Genomic DNA, 20,421 nt, shown 5'->3' on the forward strand with positions numbered 1-20,421 from the left:
AGAAGCCCGACCAGCCACCCAGGCACGTACGGCCCAAGTTCTTCACTCCGCCCCCGCTGCCGGGACAGGCCCGCGCCCCCTCCCCCACCCCGGCTCCCTCGCCCACCAAGACGGCCGAGGCGCCCGCGCGCGCGGTCCCGCTTCCCGTCGACAAGCCCAAGGTCGCGACCACCGACCAGGCCCTGCGTCGCGAGCAAGATCGCGAGCGCTATCGCAAGGGGCTCGAGAAGACCCGCGGCGGCTTCGTGGCCAAGCTCGCGCGGCTGTTCAAGGGCAAGCCCAAGGTCGATGCCAATCTCCGCGACTCGATCGAGGAGGTGCTGTTCACCGCCGACATCGGCACGGGCACGGCCGAGAAGCTCCAGGCCAAGGTCACGCAGGTGCTCGACGCCAAGGAGGTCGCCGACCCCGATGCGGTGTGGTCGGTGATCCGCCAGGCCATGCTCGAGCTCCTCGATCTGCCCGCGCCCGCGCCCGACTACGCCCCCGATCCCGGGCCCTACGTGCTCTTGATGATCGGCGTCAACGGCGTGGGCAAGACCACCACGCTGGGCAAGCTCGCGGCCCAGCATGCCGCGGCCGGACGCAAGGTGCTGCTGGTCGCCGGCGACACCTTCCGCGCCGCCGCCGTCGAGCAGCTCGACGTGTGGGCGCGCAGAGTGGGCTGCGAGATCCACAGGGGAGCCGACAAGGCCGACCCCTCGTCGGTGATCTTCGAGGGCATTGCCCGCGGCCGACGAGAGGGCTTCGACGTGGTGCTGTGCGACACGGCGGGACGCCTGCACACGCGCAAGGAGCTGATGGACGAGCTGGCCAAGGTCGGCCGCGCCGCGGCCAAGGCGATCGCCAAGGGCTTGCCCGAAGCGCGGGCATCCACCATCGAAGGCGCTCACGACACCTTCCTCGTGCTCGACGCCACCATCGGCCAGAACGCGCTGGCCCAGGCTCAGCTCTTCAAGGAGACCATGGGGTTCACCGGGCTGGTCGTCACCAAGCTCGACGGCACCGCGAAGGGCGGCGTGGTGCTCGGCATCTGCGACGAGCTGCGCATTCCGATCCGCTACATCGGAATCGGCGAGGGCATCGACGACCTCCGGTCCTTCGATCCGGAGGGCTTCGTGGACGCCTTGTTGGTCGATCGCGATCGCGCCGATGCATCGGCCACCGTCTGACCATTCCCACCGTCACCCGGTCGCCTTCACCCGGTCGCCCTCGCCCCCGAGGCATCCCTCGGCAGCCACGTGCACGGCTCCCGCCGCCCCCCTGCACGCCCAAACAGTACGCCCCCACGGTCGAGGCCGCGGAAACCTCACTCCCCCTGGGGGGTGAGGCGTTGGCCAGCCCGACCGCCCGGGAGTGAGGTTCCCGCGGGCGCGTCGGAGCCCGTTCCGCCCAGGACCCTCGTTGCCTCTTTACAAACCACCGCGCAGCCAGCTAAGACCAGTCACCGTCGGCGACTGGGTCATCATGCCCGTGGAACGCCGTGCAATCATGGTGCTCCTTGCCTCCACTTCGGCTCGACCCCTGGCTTCGCCACTGCCGTCGTCCTGTTGTGCGCGGCCAAAACGCTGTGATAGGGTCGGCTCGCCAAATTGCCCTACACGTACCCCAGGTCGGTACACGTCGGGCTCGACCTCGCGACTCTGCGATGCGTCTGTCCCTCCTCGCCACGTCACTCTCGATCTCTCTCTCTGAGGTGAGCATGCGACGCTACTTCTCCGGCCCGCTGTCGGGCCTTCTGGCTTCAGCTCCCGTGTTGGGGGCATTGGGGGCCATGCCCGCGACCGCACTGGCGGCAGCACCGCCGGTCTCGTGGGGAGCCGTCTCGGCCACGTACGTCGATGGCCAACTCGACGACCAGAGCGCCGACGAGCCCGAAGACGAGGAAGAGCTCGTCATCGTCGACGACGAGGAGATGGAAGGTGGCGGTGAGCCGAGCGGTGACGGCGACGTCGTGGTCGACGACGGCGACGGTGGCGGTGGTGATCTCGACGTGTTCGGCGACGACGGCGGCAGCGCTGGCGCGGCCGCGTCCGCCGAGGAGGCCGCGCCCGATGCCAACTCCGAGGAAGACCAGATCAAGGCCGAGATGGGCCTCATCACGGTCGTCCAGCGCCAGCGGATGCTCAAGAAGAAGCGCTTCGAGCTCCAGCCGCAGTTCGGCATCACGGTCAACGACCCCTACGTGCGCCACTACACCGTGGGCGTGGAGGCCGACTACTGGATCTCCAACCGCATGGCGCTGGGCCTGGGAGGCACCGGTCTCATCGGCGCCAAGACGCCCCGCTACGACAACATCCGTCGTCAGGAAGGTCTGCTGCTCACCGCCAACGAGGTGCTTTGGCAGGCCAACGTCGACTTCACGTACAACTTCATGTACGGGAAGATCGCCATCTTCAACCGCGCCCTGCTCCACTGGGAGGCCGGTGGGTCGATCGGTGGCGCGGTGATGCAAACCCGGGTCATCCCCCGCTACGAGTCGCTGCACGAGCCGTTCAGCAACTTCACCGGCGGTGGCCTGGTCGCCCTCAAGACCCGCACCTACCTGCCCCGCGTCAACTGGTTCGCCTTCGACCTCGGTGTTCGCTACCTGCTGTTCGCCGACCGGCTCGAGCCCGGCACCCGCGGCCCGGACACCACGCCCGGCACCGGCGTCGACGACCCCGCGCTCGACGATCCGGCCGAGGCCAAGGCAGCGTCCTCGCCCCAGCTCGCCCACAACGTGACCTTCTATCTCGGCGTGAGCTTCTTCTTCCCCACCTCCTTCGAGTACACGACTCCTCGCTAGGCCGCGCGCGACATGAAGACGATCCGCAAGCTTCTCACCGTCGCTGCCGTGCTGTCGGCAGCTTGGATCTGGGCCCCCGCGCAGGCCTCGGCCGCTCCGGGAGGTCGCAAGAGCGTGCTGGAGGGCGAGCCCATCGTTCGCCAAAAGCTCCAGCTGCGAAAGTTCCGCTTCCAGCTCACGCCCTACGTGGGCATGAGCCTGTCGCAGCCGTTCGTGCACATGGGGTACGCCGGCGCGAAGGCGGGCTTCCACTTCGCCGACTGGATCGGCGTGCGGGCGGGCTTCGGCTACGGCGTGGTCCCCGTCGAGTCGTCGCTGCTGCGAGCGATCAACGGCGGTGGTCTGCCGGTCGGCATTGCGCCCGGTCAGCCCGACACCAGCGTCGCCAACGGTCCGACGTGTCCGGCCGAGCCCAGCGGTGGCGCCCCGTGTCGTCCGCTGGCGGAGACCGACAACCCCGCGCCGCTGCTCCACGACTTCCAGGCCGGCCTCACCCGTGCCCAGTGGCAAGCGAGCGTCGACGCGGTGTTCACCCCGTTCGCGGGCAAGCTGGGTCTGTTCTCGGCGGCGTTCACCAACTACGACATCTACCTGTTCGGTGGCCTGGGCCTGATGGGCTGGTCCAAGCACTACAAGGATCAGGACAGCACCGCCGAGCGGCTCGGGCTGGACACCGATCCCGGGAACCCGACCTACTGCACCTCGGCGGCCTCGGGCCAGAACGCCGAGTGTCTGCTGCACCCGGTGCTTCCCGACGACGGCATCAAGCTCGGCTTCTCGTTCGGCGGAGGCGTGCACCTGTTCACCGGCAATGCCGTGGCGATCAACCTCGAGGTGCAGGACATCGTCACCAGCAACAACCTCGCGGGCCTCAACACCACCGTCGCAGACATCCCGCCGCTGGTCGATCGCGCCGACAAGGACGTGTTCCACAACGTCACGCTGCAGCTCGGCGCCAAGATCTACATCCCGTTCAAGGCCAAGCGGACCAAGTAGACGAGCCGCACGAGCCAAGACGAAGGAGGCCACTACGGCCTCCTTCTTCGTTTTTGGGCAAGCCCGGCTGGCTAACACCCTTCGATGACCGAGATCATCGTGCCCGACTCGTCGATGACGGCCTTGTAATAGCTGTGGTCGCCCTCGCGGCCGTCGTCGTCGGCGAGCCACAGCTCGAGGCAGTTGTCGGTCAGATCGATGCTCAACCCCGTGCCCAGGAACGACGTGCTGCCATCCTCGAGCGGTACGTCGATCTCGGCCCCGCTGGCCCCATCCATGATGTGCACGACCAATCCAGACGCCTCGTCGTCGAGACCGACGACCTCGCCCTGCACCTCGACCTCCTGCTGAGGCTCGTCGATGAGGCTGGGCGGCGGCAGCGGGATCGAGATCCCGCGATCGTCGATGAACACCGAAGCGCGAAACGCGGGCTCCACCTCGTGGGTGGCACAAGCGGGCAGACACAAGGCAGCGAGGAGGATGCCGGCGAATGCGCGATGCTTGGGAAAGGGCATGGTGGGCACGGTCTCCGGACGGGAGTCTAGCAAGCCCCGTTCCGAAGCGTAGGTCGTGGCAAGACGCGAGGTTATCGCGCGGCACCAGGGTGCCATGCCAACTTGGATGGCCATACCGGGGTGGCAGCCTGCCACTGAAGTTGGCGACTCGCACTCATGGCTCGTCTCCGCCCTCCGCCAGGCGGCGCAGCTTCTTCTGGAGGCCGTAGCGCGAAAGGCCCAAGAGTTCGGCGGCCTTGGTCTGGTTGCCACCGGTGCGCTCCATGGCGCGCGCGATGAGGGCACGCTCCATGCGATCGACGCGGGGGCGGATCTGGAGATCATCGTCGTCGTCATCGATGATGATCGGCTCGCCGCCAGCCGGGGACGGGGCCATCGAGAGATCGTCGGGGCCAACCTCGCCCTCGGCCAGGGCCAGCCATCGCTGCACCTCGTTCTCGAGCTCGCGGACGTTGCCGGGCCACTCGTACTGCCGAAGCCGTCGCATCGCGACGGGCGACACCCGCAAGGGCGCCCTGCCCTCGCCACCGTGGACCCGCAAGAAGTGGTCGATGAGCGCGGGGAGGTCGTCGATGCGATCGCGCAGGGCCGGTAGCTCGAGCTTGATCACGTTGATCCGGTAGTAGAGGTCGCGCCGGAATTCGCCGCGCTCGACCATCGCCGGCAGATCGCGGTTGCTCGCCGCGATCACGCGCACGTCGATCGGCCGGGCTCGGTTCTCGCCCACCCGCCGCAGCTCTCCCTCTTGCAGCACCCGCAGCAGCTTGGTCTGCATGGCGGCGCTCATCTCCCCGACCTCGTCGAGGAAGATGGTGCCGCCGCTGGCCGCCTCGAACAGGCCCGCCTTGGCGGTGCTGGCCCCGGTGAACGCCCCCTTGGCGTGTCCGAACAGCACGCTCTCGAGCAAGGTCTCGGGAATGGCCCCGCAGTTCTCGGCGATGAACGGCCCGTCGCGGCGGGGACCGGCCTCGTGCAGCGCGCGAGCGACCAGTTCCTTGCCGGTGCCGCTCTCGCCGTGGATCACGACCGGCACATCGGAATCGGCCACGCGATCGATGAGCTTGAAGATGCGGCTCATCACCGCGGTGGAGCCGATGATCCCACGATAGCCTCGAGGCGTGGCACCCTGGGCACTGCGCACCTCCTCGCGCAGGCCGATCACCTCGGCCTCGCGAGCCTCGAGCAGCCGTGCGAGCTCGGCCCGCTGGATCGACATGGCCTCGGCCTGGGCACGGAGCTCGGCCAGGGCGCGCGCATGAGCGACGGCGAGCGCGGCGAGCTCGGCGAATTCCTCCATGCGAGCCAGGTCGTGCTCGTCGAAGTTGCCGCGGCGCAGGCGATGATCGACGTAGGCGGCGCCCAGGCGCTCGCCTCGGAAGTGGAGCGGGACCGCGAGCACCGAGCGAAGGTTGAGGTGGCTGATGCTGCGCGAGCCATCGAAGCGATCGTCGGCCGCGGCATCGACGGAGATCACGGGCTCGCCACCGGCGAGGACCCGCTCGATCACCGAGCGAGAGAAGCGCACGCCCTCGCTGCCCTCGGCCAGCTCGCGGGTGACCTCGAGGCGGGTGGTGTGCTCGGTGGGCAGCACCACCACCGCCCCCCGCTCGGCATCGGTCAGATCCATCATGGCGTCCACGACCTGCTGCAGCAGCAGGTCGAGCCGATCCTCGCGGGCCAGACGGCGGTAGATCCGAAGGAGCTGCTCGTGGCGCGGGTCTTCGGGCGTCTCCACGGAGGCCGGAGCCACCGCGGCGGGTGCTCGCGTGGGTGCGGCGTCTTCGAGCTCGGCCAGCAGGTCGCGCAGCGGCTGAGGATCGCCGCCGTCGACCAGGAGGGCGCTACGCACCGCGGTGCGATCGAGAGGACCGGTCTGCTTCATGACGAGCTCCAGGGTCGAGAGCCACCGCTGCGCGAGGCGACGGCGGGCGGGGTGGTCGGCGGGCAGGCGGCGGCGAAGCGCCGCGAGGAGGGTGCGATCGTAGGCCCAGGCCAGGTCGACCCGGCCACGCTCGAGCCAGACCAACGGGCCCGGCAGGCGAGCGAGGCGAGCCAAGGCGAGCTCGAGGCCATCGGTCTCGACTCGCGATCCAGGGGCACGAGGGGGGCGGAGCTCGGGCAGGGGCTCGGCCGCGAGGCCCTTGGTGGCTTCGGGAGCGTCGCCGGGCGAGGGCCCCGCGAGATCCTGCAGCGCAGCCTCGAGCTCGAGCTCGGCCTGCGCATCGGCATCGGTCCCCGCGGTCGACCACGCGCGCCGCAGGTGGGCCGCGGCGCGCTCGAGCTGGCCCTCGACGCGGGCAAGCCCAGCCGCACGACGCCACGCCTCGGAGGCCTCGACCGGCACCCCGGCCTGCTCCAGACGCTCGGCGGCATCGACGAAGCGCGTCTGCGCGGCGGCCCGGGCACCTCGCGCCACCCCGCGGGGGCCCGGGCGCAAGCGTATGGTGGAGAGCTCGGCGCGCACGCGCTCGAGACGAGCGCGGGGCAAGCCGGACTCCGACTGACCATGGAGGTCGTGCAGCAGCCGGCCGAGCGCCTGGGCTTGATGATCGGCACCCACTCGCACCAGCAGCTGAACGAGGTTCAGCCCGGCCTCGAGGGTGGCCGAGAGCTGGCCGCGCGCCACCAGGCCACCGACCGCCGCCCGCCCGTGGGCCAGCCCGCCGGCAAAGTCGAACGCGAGCACGGCCAGGCCCGCGAGACTGCCCTGGAGCATGAGACCACCAACCGGCTCGCCCGCAGCCTCGAACGCCTCGGCGGCCTGGGCGTAGCGCTGCTGGGCCGTTCGCAGATCACCCCGAGCCTGGGCCAGGTTGCCTTGCAGCTGCTGCGCGCGCGCGAGCACGCCGGCGGCCTCGGGACCGTCTTCGTCGGCGACGGCCGCGATCGCGGCTCGGAGCCAGGCGGCGGCCTGCTCGTGCTCGCCCTCGACCAGCGCCGCCATGGCGCCCCACAGCCGGGCGGTTGCCGGGCCCACTCCCGCCTCGGGCGCGTGGGCCAGGGCCTGACGGGCCTGCGCCAGCGCCTCGGCGGCATGGCCCTGATCGATCCATAGCCGCCAGTGCAGACCGGCGGCGCTCCAGGCCAGGGTCGGATCGGTGGCGGCCGCGGCTTCCTCGGCGCACACGATCGCTTCGGCGAGCCGACCGCAGCGCTGGAGTGCACGCGCCTTCAGTAGACCGCCCTCGGGACACGGGGCATGCGAGGCCAGCCGCAGCACCGCGTCGACATCGCCGCGGGCCAATCGCTGACGCATCGCCATCGCCACGGCGAGGGGCGCCAGGCGGGCGGCACCGCCTGCATCGAGCCAGCGGGTCAACGCCAGCGTTTCCTCGCCGCGCTCGAGCAGCCACGGCTCGATCGCGGCGGAGCGATCGGCATCGATGGCCAGCGACAGGCGCAGCGGCTCGTCCTGGGCATGGGCGACGGCGGCGGCCTCGCGAGCGAGCTCGGGGAGCTCGGAGCCGAGACGACGGCGCGCCGCCGCCTCGACGGAAGCCCAGGGCCGCTCGCCGTCATGGAGGTGGGCGGGCAGCGAGTCGGTGGCCGAGGCCACTCCCCACACCGCGAGCATCACGGCCCGAGCCACCCCCGGGCCGAGCTCGGGCGCCGCCTCGGCGGCGCGCGCGAGCGCCTCGTCGACCGCCGGCGCGGTGGGATCGGCGAGCTGCGCAACGGCGCAGGCCTCGGCCGCCCGCACCACGCGAGCCGGCCACCCCCCGGTGGCCTCGTGCAGCCGTCGCGCCCATGCACCCCGCCGCGGAGGATCGACCACCCCCTCGAGCAGCTGGGCCACGTCGTCCTCCGACCATGGCTCGACGCGAAGCACGATCGCGCCGCGCTCGGCCAGCGCGTCGCCGAGCGCAGCGGACACGGGCAGCACCAGCGAGGTGCCCGCGCGAGCGGCCACCTCCTGGAGCACCGCCGCCCGCAAGGCCGTGGCCTCCGTGGCCGCGAGCGCGGCGGGCCACACCGGACGGTCGAGCAAGCCCACCACCCCGGAGGGCTCTGCGGTGCGCCACGCATCGAGCCACGGCTCGGGGCGACCGAGCACGCGGGCGAGCCGAGAGGGCTCGCATGCTCGGGCCAAGACCCCGCGGGCCTGCAGCGACTGCACCAGCTCCTCGACCACACGACCACGACCGACCCCCGCCGGGCCGGCGACGACCACGAGCCGCGGCGGCTGCGACTCGGCCAGGCGGGCCACGAGTGCGTCGAGCGACGGACCGTGGTAGGGCCAGCGAGCAGGGCGCCACCAGGGCTCGACCCGCTGCAGGTCGACGCCTCGATCGGCCGCGGTATGGAGGCGCGTGAGGTGATCGACGAGCTGCGCCGGATCGGCCAGCCGTTGGTCGGGCCGCGGATGCAGCAAGCGTCCCAGCAGCGCGCGCACGGGGGGCTCGAGCTCGCCAGCGCCAAGCGCATCGAGCCGGGCATCGACCGCGGCGGCGTCGCGAACCTCGAGCAGCGCCTCGGGGCGACGCCACGGAGGCTCGCCGAGCAGGCGCAGGCACAAGAGACAACCCAGCGAGAACCGGTCGGCGGCCGCTCCCCCGCCTCCGGCCAGGACCTCCGGAGCCAAGAATCCCGGGGTTCCCAAGCCAAGCCGACCGAGCTGCCCCAGGTCCACGAGGACCACCCCTCCCTCGGGGGTGGTGATCACGTTGCCAGGAGCAACGTCGCCGTGGTGGGTCCCCGCACCGTGGATGGCCGCGAGCGCATGGGCCACCGCTCTGATCTCGGCAAGTGCCTCCACGGCGCGAGGAGCACGCGCCCATGAGAGCGGGGCGCCCGCCACCCAGTCGGTGACCATCCATCCCGCGCCATCGGCCGTGCTGAGCAAGGCCCGGGGAGCGGGAAGGTGCGGGGAGCCGGCGCGACGCAGGACGCCAAAGGCAAATCGGATGGCCGACGACTGGGCGGCAGGCACGCGCTTGAGCACGACCCGACGCCCGGTCGCACGCTCCGTTGCCGCCAAGGCACCACCTTCGGCTCCGTCGCCGAGCCGAACGACATCACCGTAGTGACCGACGAGATCGCCAATGAGATTGGCTGGATCTTCATCGGGTACGAGCACCGTCGGTAGTAGACACCAAGATTGGCGGTTTGTCCTGCCCGGAGTTGCTACCAGTGGACTCCGAGATCGACCCCCGCGCGAAGGCCGTGGCCTACTGCATCACCGATGATCGTCGTCCGGTAGGCGGTCGAGACCCCCAGTGAGAACGCAGGCGCCAACCAGAAGTCGACCCCTACCCCAAAGCGAGCGAGTCCTGCCGCTCGCGGTGGCTCATCGGCGAGTGGAGCCCGCCGAATGCCAACCCCTCCGCCGACCTCTGCCCAGGGTTCGATCCGCCTTGGCAACGGAAGGAACACCCGGGCGGTGAGAAGATCGAAAGCCGTCATCCTGCCATACTCGACCCCCTCCCCGATCGTCCCATCGTCGCCAACGACGGTGACCCAGGCCGCTTCGTGGGCAAAGGTGGAAACGGAGGTGTGGAGGCCGAGGAGGCGGTTGACCCGCCACCCGAGAGTGGCTTCTCCAACCACCGAGACCACGGAACCGCGAGCCGGCGCCCGGCCCGCGACGGGGATCGAGGCATGGAGGGCGATTCCCAGCCAGAACCGGCCTCGCCAGGGGTTGGGGTCGAGGCTCGAGGGATCGACGGCCTTTGGGGGTCGGGGTAGCGGTGTGTGCGCGACACCGCCCCAGGCCCGGGGCTCGCCCTTCCCTGGCGGCGAGGGAGGATGGGAAGGGAGCGACGCCGGTGCCGCGGGCTCGGCGGATGGACTGGCCTCGGAGTCTACTGAGGTGGCTGGCGTGCTCTCTGGTGGCGATATGCCGTCTGGTGGTGGCGTACCCTCCGGCGGTGGCGCGCCCTCGGGTGGCGGTGCGCCCTCGGATGTTGCGCCCTCGGGTGACCGCACGTCCTTGGGTGATGCGCCCTCGGGTGGCAACGCGCCCTCAGGAGGTGCGCCCTCGGGTGGCGGTGCAACCCTGGTGGGTGTCGCCGCCTTCGGCGGTGGCGCATCCGGCAGTCCACTGTGCCCCGCTGGGGCTGCGGCAGACGCCAACCCAATGGCGTCGAGCACCCACAGACAGGCAACCAAGGCGGCTCCAGTGATCACTGACGATGTCCCCTGACGACCATGGTCGAGCGGCAAGCGCCGAGCGCGGTCATGCACCAGCGCAGTACGCGGGAATGGCCCGTCGCCACGCGCTCGACGATAGCATGCACCCGCGTCGACCGAGTCGACCGATCACCCTGCTGGGCCTGGGCCCGAACCTGGGCCTGGAGCCGGATCCGGTCCCCACTCGAGCGGAGCGCCGAGGTCCTCGGCGAACATCTCGGCCCAGCGCCGCGCCGCGTCGGGCAAGGCGATCGAGCGCGCCCCGAGATCCTTGGCGTTGCGCACCACGGGTGGGCCCTGCATGCCGCACGAGACCAGCGCACCAAACAGCAGGGGGTCGACCTCGAGGTTCATGGCGATGCCCTGGACCGTGACCCCCCGGCTGACATGGACCCCGATGGAGGCGATCTTGTGCTCGTCGACCCAAACCCCGGGGTGCTCGATGCGAAACTCGGGCCCCTTCACCCCGAGATCCTCGAAGAAGCGGGTGGCGACCCGACCCAGCCGGGTGATGTGCTCGCGCACGCGCCAGCCGATCCGGACGATGGGATAGGCCACCAGCTGCCCCGGGGCGTGGAGCGTGACCTGGCCGCCGCGCGGCGTCTCGCACACCTCCACCCCCCGCGCGGCCAGCAGCGCCGGACTCCACAGGACGTCGCTGCGTTCTCCCCGCCGGCCCAGGGTGAGCACGGGAGGATGCTCCACCAGGAGGATCATGGCGGGACCCCGCCCCTCCACCAGCGCGTCGCGCGCTTGTAGCTGCTGCCGCAGCACCGGTTCGAAGCGACCCCGGCCAAGCCACTGGGCGACCAAGCGCTCGGGGGGAGGAGGTGCCGGCGGTGCGCTCATCCCGTCAGGTGTCGAGCCCCCCGATCGACTCGATGAAGGTCGGGTCGATCACGGGCACCTCGATGGCCAGGCGGTCCACCCCCACCTGCTGGTCGACCATCCACTGGGCGAGCTCGCCCGCGCCAATGACGCGAGCATCCCCCGAGGCGGCGTCGTCGAGCTCGCCCATGGCAAACATGACGACCCCTCCACAGTGGTTGCGCTCGGCCTCGCCGTCCCAGGCCCGCGCCTCGAGCGCGGTGCGACGAGGGATTACGAGGACCAGCAGCCGTGAGTCCTCGAACTCGGGCTCGGGATCCTCGACCACGAGCTTGCCCAGTCCTCGGCTGGGCGGGAGGGCGGAGACCAACGAGTAGCCTTCGCGCTGGAGATGGATCCTCACCAAGGACTCGAGAGCTCGGGCCCCAAGTGACTGAAGCCATTGGATGAGTTGCTCTCGCGTCTCGGTCTCGACCACGCGCGCCGCCCCTCGGAGGGCCTGCTCGGCCTTGGCGGCTTTCTCGGGGAGCCGGGTGCCCTGGAGCTGATAGCGCGCGTCCCCTCGGGCCGAAAAGCGCGAAGCACGCCCAACCGCTCGAATGTCGAGCAGGACGGCTGCGGTCACCGCGCGCTCGATCTCGGAGATCTCTCCCCCCAGCACCCCCTTGTTGGCCAGGGTCTCGGCGATCTGGCGGACGTGCAGGGAGCGGGTCCCCGCGTCCTCGAGCACCGCGGCCACATGATCGAGCAGCTTCTCGTTGAGGTTGCCGGCGGCCGCCCGCGGGCCTCCCCCCGACGACCAGTCGACCCGCTTGCCCCGTCGACGGCGACGGCGGCGGCGGCGGCCACCACGCTCGTCGTCCCGGTCGCGCTCGCGTTCCCGCTCGCGCTCCCGCTCTCGGTCTCGGTCCCGCAGGGCGGCCCGAGCCGCGCGCTCCGCGGCCTGCCGCGCCGCGGCGGCCTCCTGGGCGCCAACCTCGATCGCATGCTGCATGGCGTCGAGCTCGTCCCGCAGCTCGGGACGCTCCTCGACCAGCCGGGACATCGCGTTGGCCATGACCAGCGCAACGTCGGTCACCCCGTCGAGCCCCGAGCCCGAGGGCGCTTCGAACTCCACCGCTTTGATCTCCGGCACGTCCTGGTCCTCGTCCTCGGCATCCACCGCAAGGGCATCGGCGTCGAGCTCGTCCTCGGCGGCCTCCTCGTCCTCGGGAGCACGCTCGGCCGCGTCCTTGCGCGACGCGTTGCGCTCGGCCTTGGCCTTGGACCTGGCCTTGGTCTTCTTGGTGGTCTTGCGGGTGGGCAAGACCTCGACCGATGCGGGCGCAGGCGCCTCACCGCGGGCCTTGGCTCGCCGTCGACGCTTGCGGTCAGGTCCTTCGTCCGACGCCTTCGCTTCTGCCACTGAACCCACCGATTTGCTTGACTTTTCTTCGACGGTCTTCGTGGCCGGCCTGACCGGGGGATCCGGCAGTACGGCGCCGGGCCGTAGACCGTACACGCCCGGCTTGTCGCGGATGATGAGCGGCTCCTCGCCGTGCCCCGTGCGGGCAGCCGACTTGAGACACGTCTGCATCGCGGCCTCGGGGTCGCGGCCCACGTGAGAGAGGAGATTGCCTTCGACCGCACGCTTGGCCACTTCGCTGAAGTGGAGCGGCCCGTCGGCGTTGCGAAGGACTTCGATCGCAGCCTCGAGGAAGGTCATCCCGATTGTCCGCCGGCCATCGCGTTCGCGGCCCGCGCTCCCCCCATTTATCCAAAAACTTGCGGCGCGTTGGCAAGCCCTGCTAGCGCGAAATGCGATGCGTCCGCTCACCTTTGGCGTCCTCACCTCGACCGCGGCCGTGCCCTCCCCGACCCTGGCCGACCACCGCAGCGCGCTCGATCTCGCCGCGGCCCTGGGCCGCCTGGGTCACCGGGCCCTTCCTTTGATGGTGGACGAGGACCTCGACCTGACCCTGCGGCACAGCGGGGTGACGGCGTGTCTCCTGGCCCTCCATGGCCGCCGGGGCAGCCGGGGCGACATCCAGGCCCTGCTCGAGCTGCGGGGGCTGCCCTACGCGGGGCCCTCGGGTACGGCCGCCGCGCTGGCCTTCGACAAGGTCCGCTCGCGGCAGTTGATGGCCTACCACAACCTTCCCGTGCCCTCCGCGGTGGCCCTGGGGCCCGGGCGGCGGGCGGACGAGCGCGCTCTCGAGCTGCTGGGCTGGCCGTGCGTGGTCAAGCCCCGCCGTGGCGCCCATGGAGAGGGCATCTCGCGGCTCGAGACCCCCCTCGGGGTTCGCGCGGCCATCGAGCAGGCCCTCGACGTGGACCAGGAGGTGGTGCTCGAGCGCGAGGTCGACGGCCGTGAGCTGCAGGTGGTGCTGCTCGACGACCGGGTGCTCGGGGTCGCCGAGGTGGCTCGCGACGATCGCGGCGTGGTCGTCGAGATGACGGTGCCGGCCGACCTTCCACGAGGCCGTCGCGATGGCGTGGAGAACCTGGCCCGCCGGGCCGTGAATGCGCTGGGTCTGCAGGGTGCCACCCGAGTCGACCTGATGCTCCACCCCCGACACAACGAGGTCATCCTCGAGGTCGAGCCCCTGCCTCCGTTGCATCGCGACGGGGTGGTGGCTCGGGTGGCGGCCGCCGCCGGGCTGACCTACGACGCGCTGATCGCCCGCCTCATCGATCCGTTGCTGCTGCAGGTGCCCGTGTGGACGCCTTCGCACGACTCGGCCCCCATGCTCCAGTGAGGCGCACCGTGGGTCGCCTCGAAGGACGCTCGGCAAGCGAACGACCGCCGCCCGCGGCACGCGAGGCCCGTGCACATCGCACGGGAGTGCTCGCGCGACCGAAGGCGATCACGACGATGATCGCAGGGGCCCTGGCCCTGTGCGGCCCCGCGTTGGCCGAGGGCTCGGCGCTCCAGTCACTGCGGACCGCAACGGCCCGGTGCCCGGCTGCGGCGGGGACCTGCGGAGGGGTGGCCCAGGCCGACGTGGATCTGGGAGGCCTGCGCCTGTGGCATCCCTGGCGCGAGGCCTCGGGATTTCGGGTCGAGGCGCAGGAGGTGGCGATCACGGTGGGCTTGGATGGGGTCGAGGTGACGGCCCGGGGACTGGTGCTCGACCGAGCCCTCACGAGCCCGAAGACTTCCGCCACGCCGGCCGCCACCGATGCCCGACCCCGCGCGCGTTCGCATGCGCGGCCCCTCCATACCCATGGGGTTCCGGTGCACGTGCGCGTGGAGGGCTCCGGACGGTGGGCTCGCGATGGCGTGGGCCTGACGCTCGGCGATCCCGAGCTGCATCTCGACGGTCATGGGGGAGCCACCGCCTCGTTCACGATGGAGGTGGAAGGCTGGGGTGCCCACGCCGTTGGTCCCGCGCGCTGGACTGCCACCGCAGTTGGCGGTGATCCCAAGCGTTGGCACGCGACGGGTCCGGTGAGGATCGACGATGGCGAGATCGCCCAGATCTCGCTCGATCTCTCGCGCGAGGCCCTTGCGGTGGAGGTCCGCGACGCCGCGGGCGGGCGCTTGGGCGTGCGGGCTCCGATCTCGGAGCCCGGCCGCCGCCCTCGCTCGCTTCGCATCCAGGCCGAAGGCTTCTCGATGGCCACCCTGGGGACGCTGGGCCAGCGGACGCTGGATGCCTTCGGTCTTCGCCTCGGCGGCGCCCGCATCGATGCCACCCTCGCGCTCGACGAGCGCGGGGACTCGGCCGGTGCCGCCGACGTGGAGCGGCTGCGCCTCCATGGTCTGGTGATCGATCATCCCAAGCTCGCCCGCGAGCCGGTGGCCTTCGATGCGCTCGAGCTCTCGGGCCAGCTGTCGTGGGATGCCGACTCGGTTCGCGGCACGGGCTGGGCCACGCATCGCGATGCCCGGGCATCGCTGACGCTCGAGGCCGGACCCGATGTCGTGGACCTGCACACCGCGCTGGATCCCCTGTCCTGTCAGTCCTTGCTCGACGCGTTTCCCGAGGCGATGTCGGAGATGGTGGCCGGGACCCGCCTCGAGGGGGCGCTGCAGGCCCATGCCGCGCTCCACCTCGACCGCGCCGCGCTGACGCGGGCACGACGAGGCAACGAGCCGTTGCTCCCGCTCGAGCACGCGACGCTCGGCCGGCTCGACTTCTCGTTCCCGTTCCTCGAGCGCTGCACCGTGGTGGCCGATGATCCACGCCTCGATCTCGCGGCGCTCTCGGGCCCCTACCACCACCGGTTCGTGGACGATCGCGGCCAGGCCCGGCGACGGGTGATGGCGCCGGGAGCCCCGGGCTACGTGTCGCTGTCGGAGGTGCCGTTGCTCGCCCGCGCATTCGTGGTGATGGAGGACCGCCGGTTCTGGCGCCACGACGGCTTCGATCGCGAGCAGATGGAGCACGCGCTCTGGCACAACCTCGTGCAGGGCCGGGTGAGCCGAGGGGCCAGCACGATCTCGCAGCAAGCCGCACGCAACCTGTGGCTCGGAGTCGACCGCTCCTGGGGTCGCAAGCTCCAGGAGGCCCTGCTCACCGCGCGCCTCGAGGCGTCGACCAGCAAGGCGCGGATCATGGAGCTCTATCTCAACGTGATCGAGCTGGGCTCGGGCACGCACGGCGTCGATGAGGCGGCGCGGCTCTACTTCGGCAAGCCGGCGTCGGCGCTGTCGGTGCTGCAGTCGATCCATCTGGCGGCGCTCGCCCCCGCTCCAGCGCGCTACGCGGCGCGCTTCGAGGACGGCCGGGTCGACGATCCGTGGCGGCAGGTGCTCGACGAGCACGTGCGTCGCATGCACCGTGCCGGCTTCATCAGCCGCGCGCAGATGCTCGAGGCGCTCCGCGACGAGCTGCAGCTGCTCGATCGCCGCTGAGCGAGCGCTACACCCCGGCGAACAGCCGCGCGCCGAAGCTGTCGGACAGCGACTGGTTGTCGAAGATCCGCTGGGCGGCCGCCGCCACGTCGTACTCGATGCGGTGGTACTCGAACACGCCCTGTCCGCTGTCGTAGATGGTGTAGCTGGCACGCGGATCGTGATCCCGCGGCTGCCCCACCGAGCCCACCGACACGATGTAGCGGAACTCGGGGTGGACCTCGAAGCGCTTGGTGATCACCTCGTACACCCGCTGCTTGCCGAGCGCATACGACTTGCACAGGTGCGAGTGCCCGATGAACGTGACCTGCCCGAGCTTCTCCCAGATGGGGATGCATGTGGCCGCCTGATCGATGGTGAAGATGTACTCGAACTGCTCGAGGTCGAGCGGCGAGCCGTGGCAGAAGTGGGTGTCACCGTCGGTCTCGCGGTAGCGGAGCTTGCGGAGCCACTTCATGTTGTCGGCGCTGAGCACCCGGGCGTGGTGGTCGAGGGCCTCGCGCGCGGCGTCGTAGTAGTAGCTGTAGTCCATGCGCCCGGCGACCGCCGCGTCATGGTTGCCGAGGATGGTGTAGCGCGTGAGCGTGCGAACCTTGTCGCAGCACTCGTTGGGCTGGGCGCCGTAGCCCACGGTGTCACCGATGCAGACCAGGCTGTCGACCTTGTGCTTGTCGAATTGCCGCAGCACCGCCTCGAGGGCCTCGAGGTTGGCGTGGGTGTCGCTGAAGATCCCGTAGCGCATTGTTGCCGGTAGGAGACGGTAGTCCGAAAAGAGACGAAGCCGAGTGAAACGAGGGAGTGAGACGCGGCGGAGGCGATGGTGCGGACGAACGAGCTCGTGGTTCTCGAGAAGGGACGCGCCGCCGCAGCGGCGGCTCGACCGTCAGCCCTCGGCCTCGACCTCGAGCTCGGGCACCATGATGGCCTCGTACGCGCGCCGCGCAAAGGCCCGAATTTCGGTGACCTCGTTCAAGGGTATCTCGCCTCGAATCTGAGCGCCCGACGTCGTCACCTCCGCGAGGTTGGCCAGGGCCCTTCGGGCCGCCGTGGACACCCGCGGGTCGGCGGCCTCCGCCAGGGCCCGCACCGCATCGTGGCCCGTTTGGGTGTCGCTTTGGGCCACCGCTATCTCGGCGAGGGCCCGCGCGACGCGGTCGATGGCCAGCTGCTCGCGAGGAGTGGCCGCTTCGGACCGCAAGAGCTGGCACAGGCTCCGGATCGCAGCGGTGCCGTACCAGCCCAGAGCACGGGCGACGTCGAGCCACACGGTGGTTGGCTCCCATACAAGGTGCTCCGCCAGGCGCTCCAGCGCCTCGGGCTCGCGCGACATGCCCAGGAGAATCACGGCGGCCTGTCGTACTTCGCGGCTCTCGGACTGGAGCTTGGCGACCAGGCCCGGAACCGCACGCGGCCCGAGATCGGCGAGGTCGGGCAGCAGCGCCAGCAACTCGCTGGTCTCGAACGCCTCGAGCGCATCGATCACCTGCCCCAGATCGTCGGGGGATGCCCTCCCCTGCAGCACCTCGGTGGCCGCGCGCAAGCGCTGGGTGGGGTTGCGCAAGCGGATGCCCAACGACCCGGCCGGCGGGGTGATGGGCGCAGACGAGGGCGGGGTGCCGCTTCCGATCTCACCCGAGCGAATCTCACCCGAGGCTTGTCGCCGCGGTGGCGGGCGGGGACGCACGGGCTCGGGTTCGGGCAGGTCGAGGGCGCGCCGAAGCGGGGGCGGCGGCGGGATGTCCTTGCGACGGCACAGGTCGTGGATCGCCAGCCACGCCTCGTGCGCGGCCGTCTCGTCGAGGTCGCCCTCCTCGCCCTCGTGCTCGGCTCGATTGGCGCAAAGGCGCATCGTGTAGTCGTCGAGATCGCGGGCCAGCCCGGACGCGACCAGGCGTCGCCAAAAGCGCCGCGGCGCGCACAGGCCATGGGCCAGCGAGCCCTCGAGGACGCGTCGGCGAATGGCGTCGTACTCGGCCATGGGCAGGCCATCGACCTCGAGCAGCCGCGCCAGCGTGTCCTTGTGAGAGACCCGCTCGAGGTGCTCGAGGGCCGCGACCGCCTCGCGCGCGCCGATGATGTGCTGGTAGGCCCCGGGGGCGATGGTGACGTCGGGCGGGGCCAGGCGAACCTCGCAGGGCTCGGCCTCGAGCGCGCGACGGGCCTTGTCGAACTCCTGGGGCGGGTACTCTCCGCGCGCCAGGATCCCCCGGGCCGACTCGATGCACAGGGCGGCGTTGGGCTCGAGACCCTCGGACCGGATCACGCGCTCGACCTCTCGCGATCCATGCTCGAGGTAGAGGGTCACCTCGAAGCGATCGGACAGCCGCCGGAACACGTCGGTGGCCAGCGTGCTGCCGACGTCGACGATCGCGTCGATGCAGCCCATCTGGCCCATGTAGGAGGCGACCACCCGCACGCCGACCAGGGGGTAGCCGCGACCGCGAAGGTGGATCGGTCGCGCCGAGAGGCGCGCCGCCTCCCACTGACCGAGCGCGTCGGCATGCACCCGGATGCGAAAGGCGACCACCTCGTCGAGCGTGAGGTCGGCCACGTAGGTGCCAATGGAGCTCGGTCGGCGGGGAGCTTCGGGGGCCGGCGAGTCGGAGCCGATCATCTGGGGGACGCCGGCATGGAGGTCGTCGTCGAGCGGGTCCCCCAGCGCATCGTCGCCCAGCGGTCCCTCGAGCGACAGCGCATGCGCTCCCGAGACGTCGAGGTCGTCGTCGTCGAGGTGCATCGAGTTCAGCTCGATGCCCTTGGGATCGGTGTTGGGGCGCAGGCTCTGGGGCGGCAGCGTCGCCTCGTCGTCCTCTCCTTCGGGCGCCAGGGGCGAGCGCACCGGTGACGCGGCGGGCTCGATGCGCGCGGGGGTCGGCCGTGCGGGCTCGCTCCCCAGCAGATCCGCCAGGGCCCGTCGGGCGGTGGTCTCCTCTCGCGGCGGGGCATCGCCGAGCGGGTGCGCCTCGACCTGGGACTCGACGAACCGCGGCATCGGGCCGAGCATCCAGGTGGGCACCGGCTCGCCGCGTTGACGGACCCGGGCCAGATGGGCGGTGAGTTCCTCGATCACGTCGCCGCGTCGGGAGGCGTCGAGCATCAACGTGGCGCGTTGCTGACGGGGGTACACGGCCACCCACGCCGCATGACCCGAGGCATCCTTGCCGCACGAGGGGCAGGCACCGTCCCACGGGCCGCCCAGGCTGGCGCGGTCGAGCAATCCGGGTCGAACGTCGCCGTCGATCCACCGCCACCGTCGAGCGGCATACATCGAGCCGCATCGACAGACGAAGAGAGCATTCTCCGACCAGCTATAGTCGACGGGCGGCACGGAATGGCGTGGCGGCAACATAGCGTTGCCGCGTTCTTCGTGTAAAGGTTGCCGCATGTCCAACGAGCGGGGCTCGGGCCCGGGACCAGAGTCGAGCGATGCATCCGTTCTCGGCAGCGCCCCCCGCGCTACTTCGGCGCAGCCGCGTCCGTCCGCAGCCGATACCGACGACGTGCAACAACGCGCGCTCGTCCTCGTCGAGGCCTTGTCGCAGGGTTTCGTCGACCAGGTGCAGCGCGCCCTCGGGATCGTGCTCGATGGCACCCCGACCTCGCTCGCGTTCGTGGACCACTATCTGTCCCTGGCCCGCGACGAGGATCGGGAGCCAATCGTCTCGCTGCTGGCGGCCGGGGCCGGGGCCTACTTCGGTGAGCTGGTGCGTCGGGAGATGGGGGGCACCTGGGTGGGCGATGGCCAGATCCCTCGCCGTCTGCGGCTCTTGGTGGAGCCCCAGTTCGTGCACTTCTCCCCCGTCGACCAGGCCTACGAGGCGATCGCGGGAGAGGGTCTGCGTGAGGATGATCCCCGCCTGCCCCCCGGGCCCTCGTTCGACAGCGGCTTCGGCCTACGCCCCGCTCGACCCGAGGACGATCCGGGTGAGGACGATGCCACCTGGTTGAGCGATCGCCTCGCCGATCTGCCGCCGGTGCCCGAGGACGAGTTCCACAGCCTCACGTGCCGGTTCGAGACCCTGCAGCTGATGCTGGAGCTGCTCGCGGCCAAGCACGCGGACGAGGGCCTGCCCCCTGCACGGCTCGGCGTGGCGGACTACGTCGAGGTCCTTTCCATGATGCCCCCCGCATCCGACTGAGAGCTGGCGGTACACCCAGCTTGCCCCCCGGAGGGGGGCATGGGGGGAGGCCGAGCGGGGCGCTGTACTCTGCTCGCCCCGCATCCGACTGAGAGCTGGCGGTACACCCAGCTTGCCCCCCGGAGGGGGGCATGAGGGAGGCCGAGCGGGGCGCTGTACTCTGCTCGCCCCGCATCCGACTGAGAG

Annotated in this window: 12 protein-coding genes; 6 read left to right on the forward strand and 6 right to left on the reverse strand. The window is 70.9% G+C overall.

Going from position 1 to position 20,421, the window contains the following annotated elements; genetic code table 11:
- From ftsY to OEB96_RS34625, 3 genes are all read left to right on the forward strand, one after another.
- The coding region (ftsY, locus tag OEB96_RS34615) for a signal recognition particle-docking protein FtsY (RefSeq protein ID WP_266221124.1) at positions 1-1,172 on the forward strand (1,172 nt) is incomplete at its 5' end.
- A gap of 602 nt (positions 1,173-1,774) precedes the next feature.
- The gene (locus OEB96_RS34620) at positions 1,775-2,788 is read left to right on the forward strand and encodes an outer membrane beta-barrel domain-containing protein (RefSeq protein ID WP_266221125.1); all 1,014 of its coding nucleotides are present in this window, start codon (positions 1,775-1,777) and stop codon (positions 2,786-2,788) included.
- Positions 2,789-2,800: 12 nt separating this feature from the next.
- The gene (locus OEB96_RS34625; protein WP_266221126.1) at positions 2,801-3,784 is read left to right on the forward strand and encodes a hypothetical protein; all 984 of its coding nucleotides are present in this window, start codon (positions 2,801-2,803) and stop codon (positions 3,782-3,784) included.
- A gap of 71 nt (positions 3,785-3,855) precedes the next feature.
- On the opposite strand, the gene OEB96_RS34630 is transcribed toward OEB96_RS34625, so the two are convergent.
- The 4 genes from OEB96_RS34630 to OEB96_RS34645 form a co-directional block, all read right to left on the reverse strand.
- Positions 3,856-4,299, reverse strand: coding sequence for a hypothetical protein (locus OEB96_RS34630; RefSeq protein ID WP_266221127.1), 444 nt, complete (start codon positions 4,297-4,299; stop codon positions 3,856-3,858).
- 154 nt (positions 4,300-4,453) lie between these two features.
- Positions 4,454-9,376 carry a sigma 54-interacting transcriptional regulator gene (locus tag OEB96_RS34635; protein WP_266221128.1) on the reverse strand — a complete coding sequence of 1,641 codons (4,923 nt, stop codon included), beginning with the start codon at positions 9,374-9,376 and terminating at the stop codon, positions 4,454-4,456.
- 1,181 nt (positions 9,377-10,557) lie between these two features.
- On the reverse strand, positions 10,558-11,277 hold the full coding sequence (gene lipB / locus OEB96_RS34640; protein WP_266221129.1) for a lipoyl(octanoyl) transferase LipB: 720 nt from the start codon (positions 11,275-11,277) through the stop codon (positions 10,558-10,560).
- A gap of 4 nt (positions 11,278-11,281) precedes the next feature.
- Positions 11,282-12,961: a winged helix-turn-helix domain-containing protein gene (locus tag OEB96_RS34645; RefSeq protein WP_266221130.1), complete on the reverse strand. Its 1,680-nt coding sequence runs from the start codon at positions 12,959-12,961 to the stop codon at positions 11,282-11,284.
- A gap of 97 nt (positions 12,962-13,058) precedes the next feature.
- On the opposite strand from OEB96_RS34645, the gene OEB96_RS34650 reads away from it, so the two are divergent.
- Together OEB96_RS34650 and OEB96_RS34655 are read left to right on the forward strand one after the other, a co-directional pair.
- A complete protein-coding gene (locus OEB96_RS34650) occupies positions 13,059-13,994 on the forward strand; it encodes a D-alanine--D-alanine ligase family protein (RefSeq protein ID WP_266221131.1) in 936 nt (311 codons plus the stop codon).
- Positions 13,995-14,110: 116 nt separating this feature from the next.
- The gene (locus tag OEB96_RS34655; protein ID WP_266221132.1) at positions 14,111-16,096 is read left to right on the forward strand and encodes a biosynthetic peptidoglycan transglycosylase; all 1,986 of its coding nucleotides are present in this window, start codon (positions 14,111-14,113) and stop codon (positions 16,094-16,096) included.
- 7 nt (positions 16,097-16,103) lie between these two features.
- Here OEB96_RS34655 and OEB96_RS34660 read toward each other — a convergent pair whose 3' ends face one another.
- The gene (locus OEB96_RS34660; protein WP_266221133.1) at positions 16,104-16,838 is read right to left on the reverse strand and encodes a metallophosphoesterase family protein; all 735 of its coding nucleotides are present in this window, start codon (positions 16,836-16,838) and stop codon (positions 16,104-16,106) included.
- Between the two features lie 141 nt (positions 16,839-16,979).
- Entirely contained in the window at positions 16,980-19,364 is a 2,385-nt protein-coding gene (locus tag OEB96_RS34665) for a HEAT repeat domain-containing protein (protein WP_266221134.1), read from the reverse strand.
- A 232-nt stretch (positions 19,365-19,596) separates the two neighbouring features.
- On the opposite strand from OEB96_RS34665, the gene OEB96_RS34670 reads away from it, so the two are divergent.
- Positions 19,597-20,235 (forward strand): hypothetical protein, encoded by a 639-nt coding sequence (locus tag OEB96_RS34670; protein ID WP_266221135.1) that lies wholly within the window; start codon positions 19,597-19,599, stop codon positions 20,233-20,235.
- The last annotated feature ends 186 nt before the right edge of the window (positions 20,236-20,421 follow it).

Origin of the sequence: Paraliomyxa miuraensis (genome assembly GCF_026337845.1) — a bacterium.
GTDB classification, from domain to species: Bacteria; Myxococcota_A; Polyangia; order Nannocystales; family Nannocystaceae; genus Paraliomyxa; species Paraliomyxa miuraensis.

Coding starts and splice junctions, on each gene's coding strand:
- OEB96_RS34620 (WP_266221125.1), top strand. CDS start 1,775: ATGCCCGCGACCGCACTGGCGGCAGCACCGCCGGTCTCGTGGGGAGCC.
- OEB96_RS34625 (WP_266221126.1), top strand. CDS start 2,801: ATGAAGACGATCCGCAAGCTTCTCACCGTCGCTGCCGTGCTGTCGGCA.
- OEB96_RS34630 (WP_266221127.1), bottom strand. CDS start 4,299: ATGCCCTTTCCCAAGCATCGCGCATTCGCCGGCATCCTCCTCGCTGCC.
- lipB (WP_266221129.1), bottom strand. CDS start 11,277: ATGAGCGCACCGCCGGCACCTCCTCCCCCCGAGCGCTTGGTCGCCCAG.
- OEB96_RS34645 (WP_266221130.1), bottom strand. CDS start 12,961: ATGACCTTCCTCGAGGCTGCGATCGAAGTCCTTCGCAACGCCGACGGG.
- OEB96_RS34650 (WP_266221131.1), top strand. CDS start 13,059: ATGCGTCCGCTCACCTTTGGCGTCCTCACCTCGACCGCGGCCGTGCCC.
- OEB96_RS34655 (WP_266221132.1), top strand. CDS start 14,111: ATGATCGCAGGGGCCCTGGCCCTGTGCGGCCCCGCGTTGGCCGAGGGC.
- OEB96_RS34660 (WP_266221133.1), bottom strand. CDS start 16,838: ATGCGCTACGGGATCTTCAGCGACACCCACGCCAACCTCGAGGCCCTC.
- OEB96_RS34665 (WP_266221134.1), bottom strand. CDS start 19,364: ATGTATGCCGCTCGACGGTGGCGGTGGATCGACGGCGACGTTCGACCC.